This window comes from Acerihabitans arboris, assembly GCF_010131535.1.
Taxonomy (GTDB): Bacteria; Pseudomonadota; Gammaproteobacteria; order Enterobacterales; family Enterobacteriaceae; genus Acerihabitans; species Acerihabitans arboris.
On the sequence record NZ_WUBS01000008.1, the window covers coordinates 106,652 to 124,099 of the forward strand.

Genomic DNA, 17,448 nt, shown 5'->3' on the forward strand with positions numbered 1-17,448 from the left:
CACGCCGGGTTTAAGTTTGGTGGCATGGTAAGTGTAGCCACGTTTAATGAGGGCGGCCTGTTACCACTTTTTGTTCAATACGCGATCAATGCTGAAATAACCGGCGCCGAGCACCGCCAGCAGTAAATAGCCGCCGGAGATGGACAGGTTTTTCATGAAGTTGATCTGATTGCCGGCCTGGGAGAAATCGCTATGGAAAATAAACGCGGTCAGCAGCACAAAGACCAGGGTAACCAACGCCACGGTGCGGGTTAGGAATCCGAACAGGATGGCCAGACCGCCGCCAAATTCCAGCAATATGGTCAGCGGCAACATAAAGCCCGGTACGCCCATCGCTTCCATATATTGTTGGGTACCGGCGTAACCGCCGCCCATTTTGCCGAAGCCGGCGACGATAAACAGGACTGGCATCAGGATACGGGCAACCAGAATGGCGCTATCATCTAATTTTTTCATCTTCTTATCATCTCATTTTTGTACAGCGGCCATCGTTATGAAAGCCAGGATACGCCAGGTTTTAAGGGCTGTTAGTCGGCTCTAATACCCGTTACGTTTGATAGGGGGGATGGTATCTGTCTGAGAGGTTGGGTGATAGCGATTAAAACTGTCGGTTATTATCAAATAAATTGAGCAAAGCCATCAGCCTTATCGCCCGGCGCTATCTACCGCAGCGCGCGAACCTGCCCGCGAGCACTATTTTATGAGCAGGCGCAAACCGCCCCAAGGGCGGTATTTTAGCGAGATCCGGGGGTTACTGCATAAGGGGGTTAACGGGATTGGAGCGTGGAGCGGATAAGCCTGATCGTGCCGATAATGCCGAGCGCGCGTTTGGTCCAGAGGATCAGGCGGCTGGGATGGCGAATATTGTACAGCGCCAGCAGGCTGGAGCCGGCTATCAGGTACTTGCGCAAACCCAGTAGGGTATTCCAGCCGCGATCGTAACGGGCGGTGGCGTAATACCAGGCCCGTTTTTCCGCGCCTAAATCCAGCCGTTGTTGATGAATCTTGCGCAATAGCTCTATTTTAGTCACTTTAGGATTTTTGTCGCTCATCTGCCCTCCCGTTCTTTTTCCCTTTCCTTTTCACGCTTGCGGGCTTTTTCTTCTTCCTGGATTTCGTCCTGGACCTTTTCCAATATATTGCGATCCACCTGCAGTTCCTCGCGGGTGGAGCCCAGCAGGCTGGAACTCCGCGCCTTGCCCAGCGTCCAGATGGCGCCGATAATCGCCAGCACAAACAGCACCGCGGTGGTGGTGGCTATCGCCGTCAGCCGGTATTGCGGATCGATGGCCCAGATCAGCAGGACCAGCAGGCTCATCAAACCGAAAGCGGCCAGTAACAACGTAATACCGGCCATCATCAGCATTTGGATAATATTGGATTTTTCCTGTTCCAGCTCTACCACGGCCAAACGCAGGCGGGTCTCCACCATACTGACAATAATGGTAATGATACGCTGGCCTATGGTGAAGATGCCCTTGCCAGGGCCTTGGCTTTGCTGTTCAATCATTGTCATCAACGCCGCATTATCAACGCGCCGAGGACGAAGCCGACCACGGCGCTGATGCCGATGCCCGTCCACGGATTGTCGTGTACATATTCATCCGCTTTTTCCGCAACCACTTTGGTTTGTTCGGCCAGGCGTTCACCGCCATCGCCAAGACGTGTCCTGGTTTCCTTGAGCGCGCTTTCAGCCTTGCTGCGCAATTTGTCGAATTCAGCCTTGGGTTTCTGAGAGGAGCCGCGCAGCACTTCTTCCAGCGTGTCCGCCAATGACTTTAATTCGGCGCGTAAATGTTCAGAGGTGGTATCTTTAACCATCTTTTTACTCCTTCGACGTTTACGAATCAGTTTAAGCCCGTATTAATCCATCATTACTGCATAGGCGTCTAATATTTAGCGCTTGCTGTAAGAGTAGCCCCGGATTTCGCAAACCGCAAAAAACTTATAACAATTTCTTAGGGTTAATCAGGTTCCGCTGGATCATTAACGGTCGGAAACAGTAGGTTTTAGCCGTAGCGGCATATTGAGGCGGGTCAACCGACCTTGGCATTGCCGTTATGCAGGTAAGGGAGCCAATGCCAGCGGGGATATTGCCGGCTGCGTGAAATCGAGTAATTGTCCGGCAGCAGATCCTCAAGGGCATGCTGCGCCGCCAGCGCCTGTTCGGGCGAATCCAGCAGGATAATCAGGCTATCCCTGGCCGGGGTAATGCTTTTAATCCTGATGCCGCGCTCGTCAAGGCGCTGGTAGATATAAAAACCGTCGGGCAGGGATCCGCGTTCGCTGGCCAGGGTAATCTCCAGCGCAGTTTCTTTGGTCATCAGCGCGGGCAACAGCAGTACCAGGGCCAGCAGCGCCACCGTAGCCATCAGCCCCGATCGCCAGGTAAACCGTTCACGAAACCATTTTACGTTCACATTCACTTTCTTTACCTTTTTCCGGCATCCGTCGCGCGCTTTTTGCGCCACAAAATCAGCAGCGATCCCACCAGGCCTATCACCAGGAATACCAGAGGCAATAACATCAGTCCCAGCATCAGTTCATCTTCGTAGTACTTGAACAGGGCGGTTTTGCCAAGCAGGAAACCGACGGCGGTCAGGATAAAGACCCAGATAAACGCGCTGAGCCAGTTGAACAACTGGAAACGGGTGTCGCTCAGGCCGGACAGGCCGGCAATGGTCGGCAGCAGGGTACGCACAAACGCCACGAAACGGCCGATAAGCAACGCCGAAAGCCCATGCCGGTAAAACAAAGAATGCGAACGCTGGTGATATTGCGCCGGTAAATGGGACAGCCAGCTCTGGACCATGCGGGTATTGCCCAGCCATTTACCCTGTATATAGCTAATCCATGATCCCAGGCTGGCGGCCGCCGTCAGTACGAGCAGGGTCAGGGGAAAATTCATGGTGCCCTTGGCTATCAGCACGCCGACCAGGATCAGCAGGCTGTCCCCGGGCAGGAAGGCAGCGGGCAATAAACCGTTTTCCAGAAATAAGATGACAAACAATATCAGATAAAGGGTCCAGACCAACGTAGGATCGGCAAGTGTTTCAAAATCCTGTTGCCAGAGGGCGTGTACCAGGGATTTTAGTATATCCATTCAGCATTCCTAACTTGAAACAGCAGCTTGCTACCCGGTTAAAGTGTAAAAAAAGCGGTATCACTGTAACAAAATCAAACATCTTGAGACAGGGAAATATAACCGACAATGGGCCTGGTGCGAGGATATATTGCATAAAAAAGCAAGATTCAGAAATCTTTTACATCGGCTGACAGAAAAACGACACTTGCTGACGCGCTCCGGCCGCCTGTCAACCAGCGGCCAGGAAGGATGGTTCGGGGAATTATTTGGTGCCGTTGGCCAGGCTGTCGAGATGCACGACCGGGTTTTCGTTAAACATGTAACGATCGACGTTAAACTCGAAATCATCGGTGGTGGCGTGGAACAGCATTTGCTTGGTGTTTTCCAGGTGTTGCCACATCGCCAATTTGGCCGCATAAGGATCCTTGCGGATCAGCGCCTTGAGGATATGATCGTGATCTTCGCACCAGCTCTCGATGGATTTATCATCGATATGTTCATGCAGCTTGCGCCAGTAGGGGTTATGCAGCCGCTGACTCCACATCTGCTCGACGATGGTGGCCATGGCGGTATTCTGCGTGGCCAATGCGACCTGGACGTGGAATTTAAGATCCCATTTTGAATCGCGGAAACGATCTTCCTGGCGGGCATTTTCCTGGATGTCCATCAATAGCACGATATCCTGCCGGGTGACCTGGGTAGCGGCGAACTCGGCGATATTGCTTTCGATCAGCTGACGTGCCTGCAGCAGTTCAAACGGACCGGCGGTGGTAAAATCGAACTCGCCGGCGGGCTGCAGCAGGTTTTTTTGCTGATTGGAGATGACGTGGATGCCCGAGCCCTTGCGTACTTCAACGTAACCTTCCACTTCCAGCATGATAATGGCTTCGCGTACCACGGTGCGGCTGACATTCATCTCTTCCGCGATATAGCGCTCCGCCGGCAGTTTTTCACCCACGGGGTAGACACCGGTCTCGATGCGCTGTTTCAGCTCGGCGGCCAGCTGTTGATATAATCGTCGGGTTTCGGTGAATTCCATGATACAGGCTCTTAAATGTTGGGTAACGTTTCAATCGATGCCGCGCCATCGAGGCGCAACGCGTCAAGAGTTGCTCGATGAACTCACGTAAATGACATATTTGTTATACCACTTATTAAATGCAGCGCCTAGATGGCGATATCCTATTACACCGACTTTTCATCTGCCCTGAATAAAAATCCCCGACGCTGCGCTGGGCACGTGCCGGGGATCGCTGGGGGTATCCGCTGCCACGCCATGCTAAGTATGTCCGGGCGCGGCACTACTGCCTAGTACCTAGCCGTGGGCCGGTTTGAGCGGCTCCTGCCCGGGCAGCAATTCCACCACCGGACGGTTTTGCAGTATGGTCCATACCGCCAGCACGGCTAGCAGGTCAAATACCGACAATACCGCGAACAGCGGGCTGAAGCCCAGGGTATCCGCCAGGGCGCCCACTACCAGCGCAAACATGGTACTGGCCGTCCAGGCCGCCATGCCGGTCAGGCCGTTGGCTGTGGCGACTTCGTTACGGCCGAAGACGTCGGAGGAGAGCGTGATCAATGCGCCGGACAGGGATTGATGGGCAAAACCACCAATGCACAGCAGGCCGATAGCGACATACGGGCTGGTAAACAGACCGATCAGGCCCGGGCCTATCATCAGGAAGCCGCCGAGCGTAACCACTAATTTACGCGAAACGATCAGGTTGACGCCAAACACGCGCTGGAAGAACGGAGGCATATAACCGCCGAGGATACAGCCGAGATCCGCGAACAGCATCGGCATCCAGGCGAACAGCGCAATCTCTTTCAGGTTAAAGCCATAGGCCTTGAACATGAACAGCGGGATCCAGGCGTTAAAGGTACCCCAGGCCGGTTCAGCCAGGAAACGCGGGATGGCGATGCCCCAGAACTGACGGTTGCGGATAATCTGCCAGGCCGACAATTTCTTGGCGTTGGTGACCTGATGTTGTGCTTCCTGGCCGCCCAGAATATATTCGCGTTCTTCTTCACTGAGTTTTTTCTGGTTTTTCGGATGTTTGTACAGCACCAGCCAGGCGATGGCCCAGGCCAGGCTCAACGCGCCGACGATAATAAACGCCAGCTCCCAGCTGTGAACCACTATCGCCCACACGACCAGCGGCGGTGCGAGCATCGCGCCGATTGACGAGCCGACGTTAAAGTAACCCACGGCGATGGAACGTTCTTTGGCCGGGAACCATTCGCTGGTGGCCTTCAGGCCGGCGGGGATCATTGCCGCTTCAGCCATGCCGACGGCGCCACGGGCAATAGCCAGGCCGCCCCAGCTGCTGGCCAGCGCGGTCGCCATGCACATAATTGCCCAGACGATGGCAAACACCGCATAACCGACTTTGGTACCCAGTAAATCCAATACGTATCCGGCTACCGGCTGCATCAGCGTATAGCACGCAGAGTAGGCGGCAATAATATACGAATATTGCTGCGTGGTGATATGCAGCTGGTCCTGGAGGGTAGGAGCTGCCACCGCAATGGCGTTACGCGTCAGGTAACCCAGCACCGTGCCAACGGTGACCAGGGCGATCATATACCAGCGTAACCCTTTTATTTTACGCATTACCACTTCTCCCAATGAGTATGAGCCGTCATCCCCACTACCCAGATATCATGGGGACGACGGGTATAGAGCCAGCCGGAAAGCGCACTCTCCGGTTATTGTTATATTCTGATGGCCTGTTATCCGGTTTTAACGACCCGCGCCTTGCCAACGCCTGTCCCGCCAACCCGATATCGCTCTTTGGACGCCCGGCCGACTATCGCCGGTAATCCTCATCGCCCTGGCCCGTCAGATGAATTCATGACCTTTTGTCGGGTCACATAAACAAAATGATTGAGTCCAGACTCAATGTGGCGCTACGATAACTTGTCATACAGATTTAAAAGTTGAGAGCCATCACAAAAACCATTTTTATTTTAAGGGATAATAAATCGTCCCGTTAGCCGGGTGAAAGCCCTTAAGCTGACCTATATATGTTGAGTTTTTGTTGATTTTGGCAGGAAATGGTATATCAGCACCGGCAGGATCTGCATTTTCCTGCTAAATTGGTATAACACCTTTCAACATTTAAGAAACATAACTCAAAGAAATGAAGGTGAGGAGCCTGAAATGTCCCAGTTTTTAACTGAAGATTTTTTGCTGGATAGCGAATTCGCTCGCCGTTTGTATCATGACTACGCCGTTGACCAGCCGATTTATGACTTCCATTGCCATTTGCCGCCGGAACAGATTGCGGAAGATTACCGCTTCAAGAATCTGTATGAAATCTGGCTGAAAGGCGATCACTATAAATGGCGCGCCATGCGCACCAATGGCGTGGCCGAGCGTTTTTGCACCGGCGACGCCGGCGACTTTGAAAAATTCGAAGCCTGGGCCAAGACGGTTCCCCATACTATCGGCAACCCGCTGTTTCATTGGACGCATCTGGAGCTGCGCCGCCCGTTCGGCATTACCGACAAGCTGCTGACGCCCGCCACCGCGCGTGAAATTTGGGATCGCGGCAACGAAATGCTGGCCCAGGACAACTTCTCCGCCCGCGGCATTATGAAACAGATGAACGTCAAGCTGGCCGGCACCACCGATGATCCGGTGGATTCCCTGGTTCACCACAAAACGGTGGCCGACGACGCCAGCTTCAATATTAAAGTGCTGCCGAGCTGGCGCCCGGATAAAGCCTTTAATATAGAAGCCGAAGGCTTTAACGATTACATGAAGCGCCTTGAAGCCGCTTCCGACACCGCCATCAACAGCTTTAGCGCACTGACCGACGCGCTGAAAAAACGCCTGGACCATTTTGCCGCCCACGGCTGTAAAGTCTCCGATCACGCCCTGGATGTCGTGGTCTATGGCGAAGCGGACGAAAGTACCCTGAACGGCATCCTGACCCGCCGCCTCGACGGTACGCTGCCGAACAGGGACGAGATTGCCCAGTTCAGGACCGCGGTGCTGATGTTTTTAGGCGGCGAGTACACCCGTCGCGGCTGGACCCAGCAATACCATATCGGCGCGCTGCGCAACAACAACAGCCTCAGGCTGAAACAGCTTGGCCCGGATACCGGTTTCGATTCCATTAACGACCAGCCGGTGGCCATGGCGCTGTCCCGTCTGCTGGACGCGCAGGCGAGGAACAACGCCCTGCCGAAAACCATCCTTTATTGCCTGAACCCGTCGGATAACGAAATTATCGGCACCATGATCGGTAACTTCCAGGGTGAGGGCATGCCGGGCAAGATGCAGTTCGGCCCGGGCTGGTGGTTTAACGACCAGAAAGACGGCATGGAACGCCAGATGCTGCAATTGGCCAACCTGGGCCTGCTGAGCCGCTTCGTCGGCATGCAAACCGATAGCCGCAGCTTCCTGTCCTATACCCGCCACGAGTATTTCCGTCGCATCCTGTGCCGCATGCTGGGCCATTGGGTGGAAGCGGGCGAAGCGCCGGCGGACATCAGCCTGCTGGGCGGGATGGTGAAAAATATCTGCTTCGATAACGCGAAAAACTACTTCGCCATCGAGCTTTGATTTTGGGGGCGGGCCTCAGGCCCGCCCGGTTAAAACCGTATTTTTTTATTATCCGCAGCCGGGTAATTTTTAAGGTAAATTTCGCATGCAAACGCTAAATCGTCAAAACTTTCCCGGACGCCAGTACACCACGCGTGTCATCCAGTTCGGCGAGGGAAATTTTTTACGGGCTTTTATCGACTGGCAGTTGGATCTGCTCAATGAACATACCGATCTGGACGCCGGCATCGTTATCATCCGTCCGATCAATACCGATTTCCCGCCGTCGCTCAGTACCCAGGACGGCCTGTATACCACGATTATCCGCGGCCTGAATGAACAGGGCGAAGCGGTGCGCGATCCACGCCTGATCCGTTCGGTTAACCGTGAAATCAATATCTACCACGAATTCGACGATTACCTGGCCCTGGCGCGCGACGCCAATATCCGTTTCGTTTTTTCCAATACCACCGAAGCCGGTATCAGCTACCAGGCCGGGGACAAGCTGACCGATACGCCGCCCGCCAGCTATCCGGCCAAGCTGACCCGCCTGTTGTTCGAACGCTTCAGCCATTTCGACGGCGCGGCCGACAAAGGCTGGGTGCTGCTGCCGTGCGAACTGATCGACTACAACGGCGAGGCGCTGCAGGAACTGGTGTTGCGTTATGCCCAACAATGGTCGCTGCCCGCCGAGTTCACCACCTGGCTCAATGAACACAACACTTTTTGCTCCACCCTGGTCGACCGTATCGTGACCGGTTATCCGCGTGGCGAAGTGGACGAACTCCAGGCCGAACTGGGCTACCAGGACACCTTCCTGGATACCGCCGAATATTTCTACCTGTTCGTTATCCAGGGACCGCGGTGGCTGGCCAAGGAACTGCGCCTGGACAAGTTGGACCTGAACGTGCGTATTGTCGACGACATCAAGCCCTACAAAGAACGCAAGGTGGCCATCCTGAACGGCGCGCACACCGCGCTGGTGCCGGTCGCGTTCCTGTCCGGCCTGGACACCGTCGGCGAGGCGATGAACGATCGGCTGATAAGCGCGTTTGTAGAAAAAACCATTGCCGAGGAAATCGTGCCGGTGCTGGATTTGCCTCATGACGAGCTGGCTTCGTTTGCCCAGGCGGTGCTGAGCCGTTTTCGCAACCCGTTTATCCAGCATCAGCTATTGTCCATCGCGCTGAACGGCATGACCAAATTCCGTACCCGTATCCTGCCGCAGCTGCTGTCCTATCGCGAACAACAGGGTGAGCTTCCGGTCCGTTTAACCTTCGCCCTGGCCGCGCTTATCGCGTTTTACCACGGTGAACGCAACGGCGAAAGCTTCCCGCTGCAGGATGATGAAAAATGGATCACTCGTTTCAAATCGCTTTGGAGCGGTGTGGACAAAGGTGAGGTTGCGTTAAGCACTTTAGTGAATGACGTGTTGGGCGATACAGAGCACTGGGAACAGGACCTGCTCCAGGTTCCCGGCCTGGCAAAACAGGTTGAACAGCAGCTGCAGGCTATTATCGATCAGGGTATGCGTGCCGCCGTTTCAGCCTATTGCTGAAAGCATAAAGGTTAATTCATGAATATTATTAAAATTCATTCTTCAGACAATGTGGCGGTCGCCCTGCAAGACCTCGACACGAATGAAACGGTTGAAATGGGGGGCGTGACCATCACGCTGCACCAGCCTATTGCCCGGGGCCATAAGTTTGCCCTGGCGCCGATAGGCGAGGGTGAAATGATCGTTAAATACGGCCTGCCCATCGGCCATGCGCTGAGCCCCATCGCTCCCGGCCAGCATATCCATTCCCAAAACGCCAAGACTAATCTTAGCGATCTGGATGAATATCAGTACCTGCCGGATTTCAAAACCCTGCCGGCGCAGATGCCCGATCGCGAGATCCAGGTATATCGCCGCGCCAACGGCGAGGTAGGCATCCGCAACGAACTGTGGATCCTGCCGACCGTCGGCTGCGTCAACGGCATAGCCAAACAGATCCAGCAGCGTTTTTTAAAGGAAACCTTTGGCGCCGAGGATATCGACGGCGTTCATCTGTTTACCCATCCGTTCGGCTGCTCGCAGCTCGGGCAGGATCATGAAAACACCCGTACCATGCTGCAGAATATGGTACGTCATCCCAACGCCGGCGCGGTGTTGGTGATAGGCCTTGGCTGCGAGAACAACCAGGTCGACGTGTTCCGCGCCACCCTTGGCGAGTACGACCCGCAGCGGGTGACCTTTATGGTTTGCCAGCAGCAGGATGACGAAGTGGAGGCCGGGCTGGAATGCCTGCGCGCGCTTTATTTGGCGATGCGTGAGGATAAACGCCAGCCGGGTAAACTCAGCGAACTGAAATTCGGCCTGGAATGCGGCGGCTCGGACGGGCTGTCCGGCATTACCGCCAACCCGCTGCTGGGGCGTTTCTCGGATTATGTTATCGCCAACGGCGGCACCTCGGTATTAACCGAAGTGCCGGAAATGTTCGGCGCCGAGCGTATCCTGATGAGCCGCTGCCGCGACGAGGCGACGTTTGAAAAGACCGTGCATATGGTTAATGATTTCAAACAATATTTTATCACCCATCAACAGCCTATTTATGAAAACCCCTCGCCGGGGAATAAGGCCGGCGGCATCACCACCCTGGAGGAGAAATCCCTCGGCTGTACGCAAAAGGCCGGCCAGAGCAAGGTCATGGACGTGCTGAAATATGGTGAACGCCTGCATGTGCCGGGGCTTAACCTGGTCAGCGCGCCGGGCAACGACGCGGTGGCGACCAGCGCGCTGGCGGGAGCGGGTTGCCATATGGTGTTGTTCAGCACCGGTCGCGGCACCCCTTACGGCGGATTTGTGCCGACGGTAAAATTGGCAACCAACAGTGAACTGGCGGCTAAAAAGCCTCATTGGATTGATTTCGACGCCGGCCGGCTGATTCACGGCGTGGCGATGGATCAGGTACTGGCGGAATTTGTCGATTTAATTGTCGCCATTGCCAATGGCAAGCATTCCCGCAATGAAAAGAATGACTTCCGGGAACTGGCCATATTTAAAAGCGGCGTAACATTGTAAAAATTATCCCGAATCCTTAGTATAAGAACGGCGTTTCATATTAATGAAGCGCCGTTTTCTTTTTTCTTCCAAAAATCACAGGAATGCCGTGCCATGAGCCTTTATTGGATCGCCCAGGCCGTGGGAGTGTTGGCTTTTATCGTCGGCATCACCATGTTCATCAAACGCGACGATCGTAAATTCAAACTGCAGCTTGCGCTATACAGCTTCATTATCGGCTGCCATTTCTTTTTGATGGGCGCCAACGCCGCGGGCATGAGCGCGGTGCTCAACGCGTTTCGTACGGTGATATCCACCCGCACCCGCAGCATTGTGGTGATGTTTGTGTTTATCATCCTGACCCTGGCGCTCGGGCTTTCCGAGGTTAAGCACGCCGTCGAGCTGCTGCCCATTACCGGCACGGTGCTCAGCACCTGGGCGCTGTTCCGCACCAGCGGGCTGACCACCCGCTGCGTGATGTGGTGTTCCACCGCCGGCTGGGTCACCCATAATATCTGGCTTGGCTCCATCGGCGGCTCGCTTATCGAGGGCAGCTTTTTAATCGTCAACGGCATTAATATCGTGCGCTTTCGCCGCATGCAATTACGCGGCATCGACCCGTTCGCCGCTGAACATAAAGCCGTCTCGACGCGTTAAACGCCGTTGCGCCGATTAACCCAGGTATTAATCAGCAAGGTGGCGGCCAGGATAGAGGCCACCACGCCCAGGGAAATCGCCACGGGTATATGGATGATGTCCACAATCAGCATCTTGGCGCCGATAAACACCAGGATCAGCGCCAGGCCGTATTTCAGCAGCGAGAACCGTTCGGCTACGCCCGCCAGCATAAAATACATGGCGCGCAGTCCCAGGATGGCGAACAGATTGGACGTCAGCACGATAAAGGGATCGGTGGTGACGGCAAAAATGGCCGGGATGCTGTCGACGGCAAAAATCACGTCGCTGAATTCCACCAGGATCAGTACCAAGATCAGCGGCGTGGCGAACAGCACGCCATTTTGCCGGACAAAAAAACGTTCGCCGTGCAGTTCGTCGGTCATGCGTAAATGACCGCGCAGCCAGCGAACCAAAGGCTTATCTCCCAACGCCGAATCATCCTCTTTCGACCAGGCCATCTTGATGCCGGTAAACAGCAGGAAGGCGCCGAAAACATACAGCAGCCAGTCGAAACGGGTTACCAGCCAGCTGCCGCCGAATATCATCAACGTACGCAGCACGATGGCGCCCAGCACCCCATAGACCAGTACGCGCCGTTGCAACTGCGCCGGTATGGCAAAATAGCCGAACAGCATCAGCCAGACGAATACATTATCCACCGCCAGCGCTTTTTCAATCAAATAACCGGTAAGGAAGGCCAGCGCCTGCGGGTCGGCGACGGCCCGGCCCTGGGTAGTGGCGAGATACCACCAGAAGGCGGCATTAAACAGCAGGGACAAGGAGACCCATACCACGGACCAGCAGGCGGCCCGTTTTAACGTCATGGTCTTGCCCTGCAACAACAGGTCGATGGCCAGCATAATAATGACCACGACGGCAAAAACGCCCCAAAGCAAAGGTGTGCCAACGGTATTCATCTGAGGATATCCTGTAAAAAAAAACGGCTAACGTCGGAAGACGCAGCCGTTTTCTCCTGATCCAGGATGTAAACAAACCTCGCCTTCCGGCAAGGTCTCACTTACAACGCAGATGAAATACCGTTCTGGTTGCCCGGTAGCCGGATGCGCTAGCATCGTATTGACGACATACCGACGAAGAAGTTACTCCCCTTTGCTATGCGCAACCTTAATGTAAATATTTGCGACAGTCAATCTTCCACCCGGTTTAATAGCCGGTGCCCGCGTGCGCCGCGTTAGACCGCCTGCAGGCATTGCCGCACAAACGCCGCCATCAGGGCCTCGCTGTCGGGCGTATCGCTAAGCTCGCGCCCGATTAGCGCCAGCTCCGGCCCCCGCTCCGGGTCCTGGACCGTCATGCCCGATAAAAAGTCGTGCATCACCGCCGCGGAAAATTCCGGATGGAACTGCGTGGTCACCACATTATGGCGATAGCGCAGGATCTGATGGGGATCGCGCGCCGATCGGGCCAGCACGGTGGCGCCCCTGGGCGGCGTGACCACCGTTTGCGAATGGATAAGGTTGGCCGGGAACCGCTCCGGCAATTGGCCGATCAGGGGATCGTTGGCGGCGGCGGGCAGCAGTTCGATAGGCTGGGTGCCGACTTCCATGCCGTCGGCCAGATAATCCACCTCGCCCCCCAGCGCATGGGCCAGCAGCTGATGCCCGTAGCATACGCCGAAAATCGGTATTTCCGCATCCATCGCCTGGCGTAGCCATGCGGCGGCAAATTCGCTCCAGGCCAGCCGTTCGGTCACCATGGCCGCCGATCCGGTAATCAGTACGCCGCTATAGGCCTGCGGCGCGTCGGGCCGTTCGCCGCCCGGCAAATGGACGATCCGTACCTGTCCGGCGCCAAGCCCGGTCGCCTGCAGGAACATCGTATCGTAATTACCGTTGGCCGCAATCACGTCCTGCGGCGCATCGCCGGTTTGCAGGATCAATATGGGTTTTAGCCTGGACATCATGCCACCGCCCCGGCGTCAGGGTTATTGACCGCCAGGCCGTCGGCGGGAAAGACCACGCCGGTCTGGCGGCGGATTTCGGTCAACAGGCCGGCCGTGACGCGCGATTGCGCCAAACCGGCATGATCTACCTCATTGTTTTCCACCAGCGCGGCAAAGCGCTCCGCCTCGTAGAGCATGGTATTGATATGCTGCGGCTGGGTCAGGTCCTGCTTATTACCGCTGCGCGGCACCAGGGTTAGTTGCTGGCATTCGGACATTTTTTCGATAACCAGCGAACCCTCTTCTCCCTGGATTTCACTCGGCAGCGCCGTCTGGCTGACTTTTGAATGGCTCAGCGTGACGTCAAAACCGCCGTAATCCAGGCATACCGTGCCGTGTCCGTCCACGCCGCTTTCCAGTAGCGATGCGGTGGCATACAGCCGGTGGGGTTCGCCCCACAGCGCCACGGCGCTGGCCAGCATATAAAAGCCGATATCCATGATCGAACCGTTGGAAAACGCCGGGTTAAAGGTATTGGGCTGTTCGCCGGCCAGGTATTTCGGGTAGCGGGAGGAATACTGGCAATAGTTGAAAAACACCTTGCGTAGCCTGCCCACTCGCGGCAGCGCCTGTTGCAAGGCCAGGAAATTGGGCAGGCTGGCGGTTTTAAACGCCTCGAATAACACCACCTGGTTGGCGCGCGCGCAGGCGATCATCTCTTCCACCTCGCGCAGGTTGGAGGCCAACGGCTTTTCGCAGATCACATGCTTTTTATGGCCGAGGAGCAACAGCGCCTGGCGACAGTGCATGGAGTTGGGGCTGGCAATATACACCGCATCAACGGCATCGGACTGCGCCAGCGCCTCCAGCGAATCGAAATAGTGCTGGACCGGGTAGTCGATCCCCAGGCTTTGCGCCTGCGCGAGAGTGCGGGAATAGATGGCCGTCAGTTTGTATTTGCCGCTCTCGTGGGCGGCATCGATGAATTGACGGGTGATCCAATTGGTACCTATCACGGCGAAGCGAATCATACCGAATTATTATCCTGCGCAGTGTTATAAGAGGTTTCAGATTAGCATGCTAATACTGTAAGGAAAACATCCAGTCGGGCAGGAAAAAAACGTCTGTCCGATCCACCAATGTCCCTTACCGGCGCGGTTTTTGCCCAAGGGATGAAAAAAGAGTTTACTGCCGGCGCGTTTTCAGGGATAAACACCCCAATTCGACTCTTTCAGGAAAGGCCAATGAGCCGCTTTGACTATGCCTCCGGCGTGCTGGAGCTTGACAGGTACCCACCCGGCGCGGCCGATGGCAATTTACAGGCCTGGGATGCGGCGGACGAATATCTGCTGGCCCATGTCGCAACGCTGGGCGCCATCACCGGGCCGACGCTGATTTTTAACGACAGCTTCGGCGCGCTGGCCTGCGCGCTGCGCGCTGGCTCACCCTACAGCATTGGCGACTCTTTTCTCAGCCAGCTGGCGACCCGTCATAACGCCGGGCAAAACGCGACGGATGACGGCGAAATCCGTTTTTTAGACAGCCTGGCCCCGTTGCCGGCGTCCCCCGGCCTGGTGCTGATGAAAATACCCAAGACCCTGGCGCTGCTCGAACATCAGCTGTATGCCCTGCGGCGGGTGTCCGGCCCCGGCACGCAGGTTATCGCGGCGGGAAAGGTCAGGGACATCCATAATTCAACCCTGCAACGCTTTAGCGATATCCTTGGGTCCACCCGCACTTCACTGGCCAAAAAGAAAGCCCGGCTGATTTTCAGCCAGGTGACCGCCCCTGCGGTGAACGGCCAGGAGCAGAGCTGCGTCTGGCCGCTTGAGGAGAATGGTTACCTGATCCACAACCATGCCAACGTCTTTTCACGCGCAACGCTGGATATCGGCGCGCGCTTTTTTATGCAATACCTGCCCGAAGGGCTTGATGGGACCCTGATCGATCTCGGCTGCGGCAATGGGGTGCTGGGGTTGACCGCCCTGGGGCAAAACCCCCGCGCCGGGCTGCATTTTATCGACGAATCCTATATGGCGATCGCCTCAAGTCGGATTAATATAGCAACCAATCGCCCCGATGATATGGCGCGCTGCCGGTTTGTGGTGGGCAATTCACTGGTGGGGTATGACGCCGACAGCGTACAGGCCGTGTTATGCAATCCGCCTTTTCATCAGCAGCAGGTGTTAACCGATCATATCGCCAGGGGTATGTTCCGGGATGCTAAACGCAGCCTGCGGCCAGGGGGGGAATTGCGCATCGTTGCCAACCGGCATTTGGATTATTATCATCAGATCAAACAGCTATTCGGTAACTGCGCTACGCTTGGTTCGAATCCAAAATTTGTGGTGTTGCGCGCGGTGAAAACCTGATGATACGGGCGGGTCCCACCGGGTTTGCAGGACGTTTTGCTGAGCGTTTTGGTAGAGAGAGGCGAACTATAACGAATTTGTTGCACATGCCGACAATCATTATACTTCGCCCAGGGTCATTTTTAAGGAACGATTATGCTGTTGCAAGAGTTCGAAACACGGTTAAACGATGCGTTGACGGAGCTGGAACAAAGCTTTAGCCGCCACCATAAACTGTGGCAGCAAGACCATCAGACTTTGCAGCAACAACTGGATTCAAGCCTGCGCCGCGAAGCAAAACTGCGTGAGCAAAATGCGCTGCTGGTCAGCCAGCTCAACAACCTGGACAGCTCGCCAGACCGTAATCCGCTGATACATAAAATAAAAATATTAAGCTCCCATATTGATGCGTTGGCCCGGGATGCGTCGGCGTTCCGCCAGTCCTTGCCGGGTATCAACTGATATCATGTCGCTGAGGCATCACTGGTGCTGCGTTTCTTCCAGGGCCTGGAGGTTAACGACGAGCCGCGGCGTAATCGTTGCCATAAGCTTGCCGAACGGTTGATGGCGACAGTATCTGGCCCGGTGGGTTCATCGACGCCATAGATCAGGCACAGCAGTTGCGGATCGTCGACCAATCCCTGCCTGTAACCGCTTTTGATGCCATCCAGCACAAAAAGGATGCGCAGCAGCTGGCTGGTCGCCGCGGTATTCCCCTCCAGCAATTCATTCAATCTCTCTATGTTTTTGATATAATTATTTAATAACGCGTGCATGTTTTCCGCTGAAGATACCGTTTGGGCCGGTGCGTAAATACATAACCTGAAAAAATTATAGGTATGAATAGCGCAATCGTTATTAAATTGGAACTGCCTGCCAAAATAGCGGATTTCGTTACTGCTCGACGTTTCGATCAGCCGATCGATGAGTATTTCCTTCTCTTTATTTTCCTCGTTGGGATCGTTGCTATCAAAAATATTAAATTCAAAACCCTGTGGTTTTTTTACCGCCAACACAGCGCTAAAATGGCCGTCAGGAGAACAGCTTTCCTCCTTTTCTGAATTTAAAGTTAACAAGGGGATTATTAATTTTTGGCCAATTGTTAACATGCCCAATTTTTTTTGTGCAAGGCTGAGGCTTTTATCAGCGGCTTCGCGTAAATGCTTAGGCAAGGCATTAAGGTTGGCCTTGCTTTGGCATTTATAAATCAAAGACGACGTGCAATGATAGGTGTCGTCTTTTTTTAACAGCAAATAAATTAATGTGTCTAATAATGTTCTATCTATAAGATTACCGGCCGAAACGATGGGCCGTAATTCCCCGGGCAGGACGGCCTGTTGAGCACACGGTAATGCGTGCTCTGCCGGCGAACCAGAATAATGAGATATCTCATGCTCATATAAAAACAATCGCACCAGGCTGCTAAGTTTTTTCTTAATCTCATCGTTAATGTCCTCTTTGAGCAACTGTAACCAGTGGTTAAGCATGAAATTAAATATACCACGCTCGCGGGTATTCCGGCTTGCCGCCACCTGATGGATATAGGATGTGGGACGGAGGGCATGGGCGGAGCCATCTTCCACGCAGCCCTTGACGCATAGGGACAGATAATCCTCTTCGGGTGGCGGATGGAAAGCGTTTTGCAACGCGCAATGTTTGGTTTGAAAAATAGGCTTTGTAAAATCAATATTTTCGTTAAAAATTCTTTGATCACAATGTTCCTCACCATTTTTTATTTCAGCACACTCATCGTGGCGTGTGATACTATTGCGATGCAATGTAATGCCGCTGAGTTGAAAATCTAGCATGTTTGCCTCTTATGATAATAAATATAAA

The 17,448-nt window shown here is 54.6% G+C and carries 17 protein-coding genes and 1 pseudogene; 6 read left to right on the plus strand and 12 right to left on the minus strand.

The window, feature by feature from the left end; translation table 11 throughout:
• Positions 1-60 precede the first annotated feature (60 nt).
• From GRH90_RS12540 to GRH90_RS12575, 8 genes and pseudogenes are all read right to left on the minus strand, one after another.
• Complete coding sequence (locus tag GRH90_RS12540) at positions 61-456, minus strand: DoxX family protein (RefSeq protein WP_162366292.1); 396 nt, start codon at positions 454-456, stop codon at positions 61-63.
• Between the two features lie 311 nt (positions 457-767).
• A complete protein-coding gene (locus tag GRH90_RS12545; RefSeq protein ID WP_162366293.1) occupies positions 768-1,052 on the minus strand; it encodes a YqjK-like family protein in 285 nt (94 codons plus the stop codon).
• A 74-nt stretch (positions 1,053-1,126) separates the two neighbouring features.
• Positions 1,127-1,510: pseudogene (locus GRH90_RS12550) on the minus strand (phage holin family protein); the annotation flags it as partial.
• A 5-nt stretch (positions 1,511-1,515) separates the two neighbouring features.
• Positions 1,516-1,821, minus strand: a complete 306-nt coding sequence (locus GRH90_RS12555) for an ElaB/YgaM/YqjD family protein (protein WP_162366294.1) — start codon at positions 1,819-1,821, stop codon at positions 1,516-1,518.
• A 215-nt stretch (positions 1,822-2,036) separates the two neighbouring features.
• Positions 2,037-2,426 (minus strand): EnvZ/OmpR regulon moderator MzrA, encoded by a 390-nt coding sequence (gene mzrA / locus GRH90_RS12560; protein ID WP_162366295.1) that lies wholly within the window; start codon positions 2,424-2,426, stop codon positions 2,037-2,039.
• Positions 2,427-2,431: 5 nt separating this feature from the next.
• Entirely contained in the window at positions 2,432-3,103 is a 672-nt protein-coding gene (locus GRH90_RS12565) for a DedA family protein (protein ID WP_162366296.1), read from the minus strand.
• A gap of 244 nt (positions 3,104-3,347) precedes the next feature.
• A complete protein-coding gene (exuR, locus tag GRH90_RS12570; protein WP_162366297.1) occupies positions 3,348-4,124 on the minus strand; it encodes a transcriptional regulator ExuR in 777 nt (258 codons plus the stop codon).
• A gap of 276 nt (positions 4,125-4,400) precedes the next feature.
• Positions 4,401-5,699, minus strand: coding sequence for an MFS transporter (locus GRH90_RS12575; protein WP_162366298.1), 1,299 nt, complete (start codon positions 5,697-5,699; stop codon positions 4,401-4,403).
• Positions 5,700-6,248: 549 nt separating this feature from the next.
• On the opposite strand from GRH90_RS12575, the gene uxaC reads away from it, so the two are divergent.
• The 4 genes from uxaC (at position 6,249) to GRH90_RS12595 (ending at position 11,337) form a co-directional block, all read left to right on the plus strand.
• Entirely contained in the window at positions 6,249-7,658 is a 1,410-nt protein-coding gene (gene uxaC / locus GRH90_RS12580) for a glucuronate isomerase (RefSeq protein ID WP_162366299.1), read from the plus strand.
• A gap of 85 nt (positions 7,659-7,743) precedes the next feature.
• Positions 7,744-9,195: a tagaturonate reductase gene (locus tag GRH90_RS12585; RefSeq protein WP_162366300.1), complete on the plus strand. Its 1,452-nt coding sequence runs from the start codon at positions 7,744-7,746 to the stop codon at positions 9,193-9,195.
• Positions 9,196-9,213: 18 nt separating this feature from the next.
• Positions 9,214-10,701 carry a UxaA family hydrolase gene (locus tag GRH90_RS12590; protein ID WP_162366301.1) on the plus strand — a complete coding sequence of 496 codons (1,488 nt, stop codon included), beginning with the start codon at positions 9,214-9,216 and terminating at the stop codon, positions 10,699-10,701.
• 93 nt (positions 10,702-10,794) lie between these two features.
• Positions 10,795-11,337 carry a YgjV family protein gene (locus GRH90_RS12595; RefSeq protein WP_162366302.1) on the plus strand — a complete coding sequence of 181 codons (543 nt, stop codon included), beginning with the start codon at positions 10,795-10,797 and terminating at the stop codon, positions 11,335-11,337.
• On the opposite strand, the gene GRH90_RS12600 is transcribed toward GRH90_RS12595, so the two are convergent.
• The 3 genes from GRH90_RS12600 to GRH90_RS12610 form a co-directional block, all read right to left on the minus strand.
• Positions 11,334-12,275: a TerC family protein gene (locus tag GRH90_RS12600; protein ID WP_162366303.1), complete on the minus strand. Its 942-nt coding sequence runs from the start codon at positions 12,273-12,275 to the stop codon at positions 11,334-11,336. The genes GRH90_RS12595 and GRH90_RS12600 overlap by 4 nt on opposite strands.
• A 275-nt stretch (positions 12,276-12,550) precedes the next feature.
• Complete coding sequence (locus GRH90_RS12605) at positions 12,551-13,282, minus strand: glutamine amidotransferase (RefSeq protein WP_376766074.1); 732 nt, start codon at positions 13,280-13,282, stop codon at positions 12,551-12,553.
• Positions 13,279-14,292: a Gfo/Idh/MocA family protein gene (locus tag GRH90_RS12610; protein WP_162366304.1), complete on the minus strand. Its 1,014-nt coding sequence runs from the start codon at positions 14,290-14,292 to the stop codon at positions 13,279-13,281. Before GRH90_RS12610 ends, GRH90_RS12605 begins: the two co-directional genes overlap by 4 nt.
• 213 nt (positions 14,293-14,505) lie before the next feature.
• Between GRH90_RS12610 and rlmG the strand changes: the two genes are divergently transcribed.
• Positions 14,506-15,633, plus strand: coding sequence for a 23S rRNA (guanine(1835)-N(2))-methyltransferase RlmG (gene rlmG, locus GRH90_RS12615; protein ID WP_162366305.1), 1,128 nt, complete (start codon positions 14,506-14,508; stop codon positions 15,631-15,633).
• 135 nt (positions 15,634-15,768) lie between these two features.
• Positions 15,769-16,074 (plus strand): hypothetical protein, encoded by a 306-nt coding sequence (locus GRH90_RS12620; protein ID WP_162366306.1) that lies wholly within the window; start codon positions 15,769-15,771, stop codon positions 16,072-16,074.
• Between the two features lie 2 nt (positions 16,075-16,076).
• Here the strand turns inward: GRH90_RS12620 and GRH90_RS12625 are convergent, their stop codons facing one another.
• Positions 16,077-17,420, minus strand: coding sequence for a hypothetical protein (locus GRH90_RS12625; protein WP_162366307.1), 1,344 nt, complete (start codon positions 17,418-17,420; stop codon positions 16,077-16,079).
• Between the last annotated feature and the right edge of the window lie 28 nt (positions 17,421-17,448).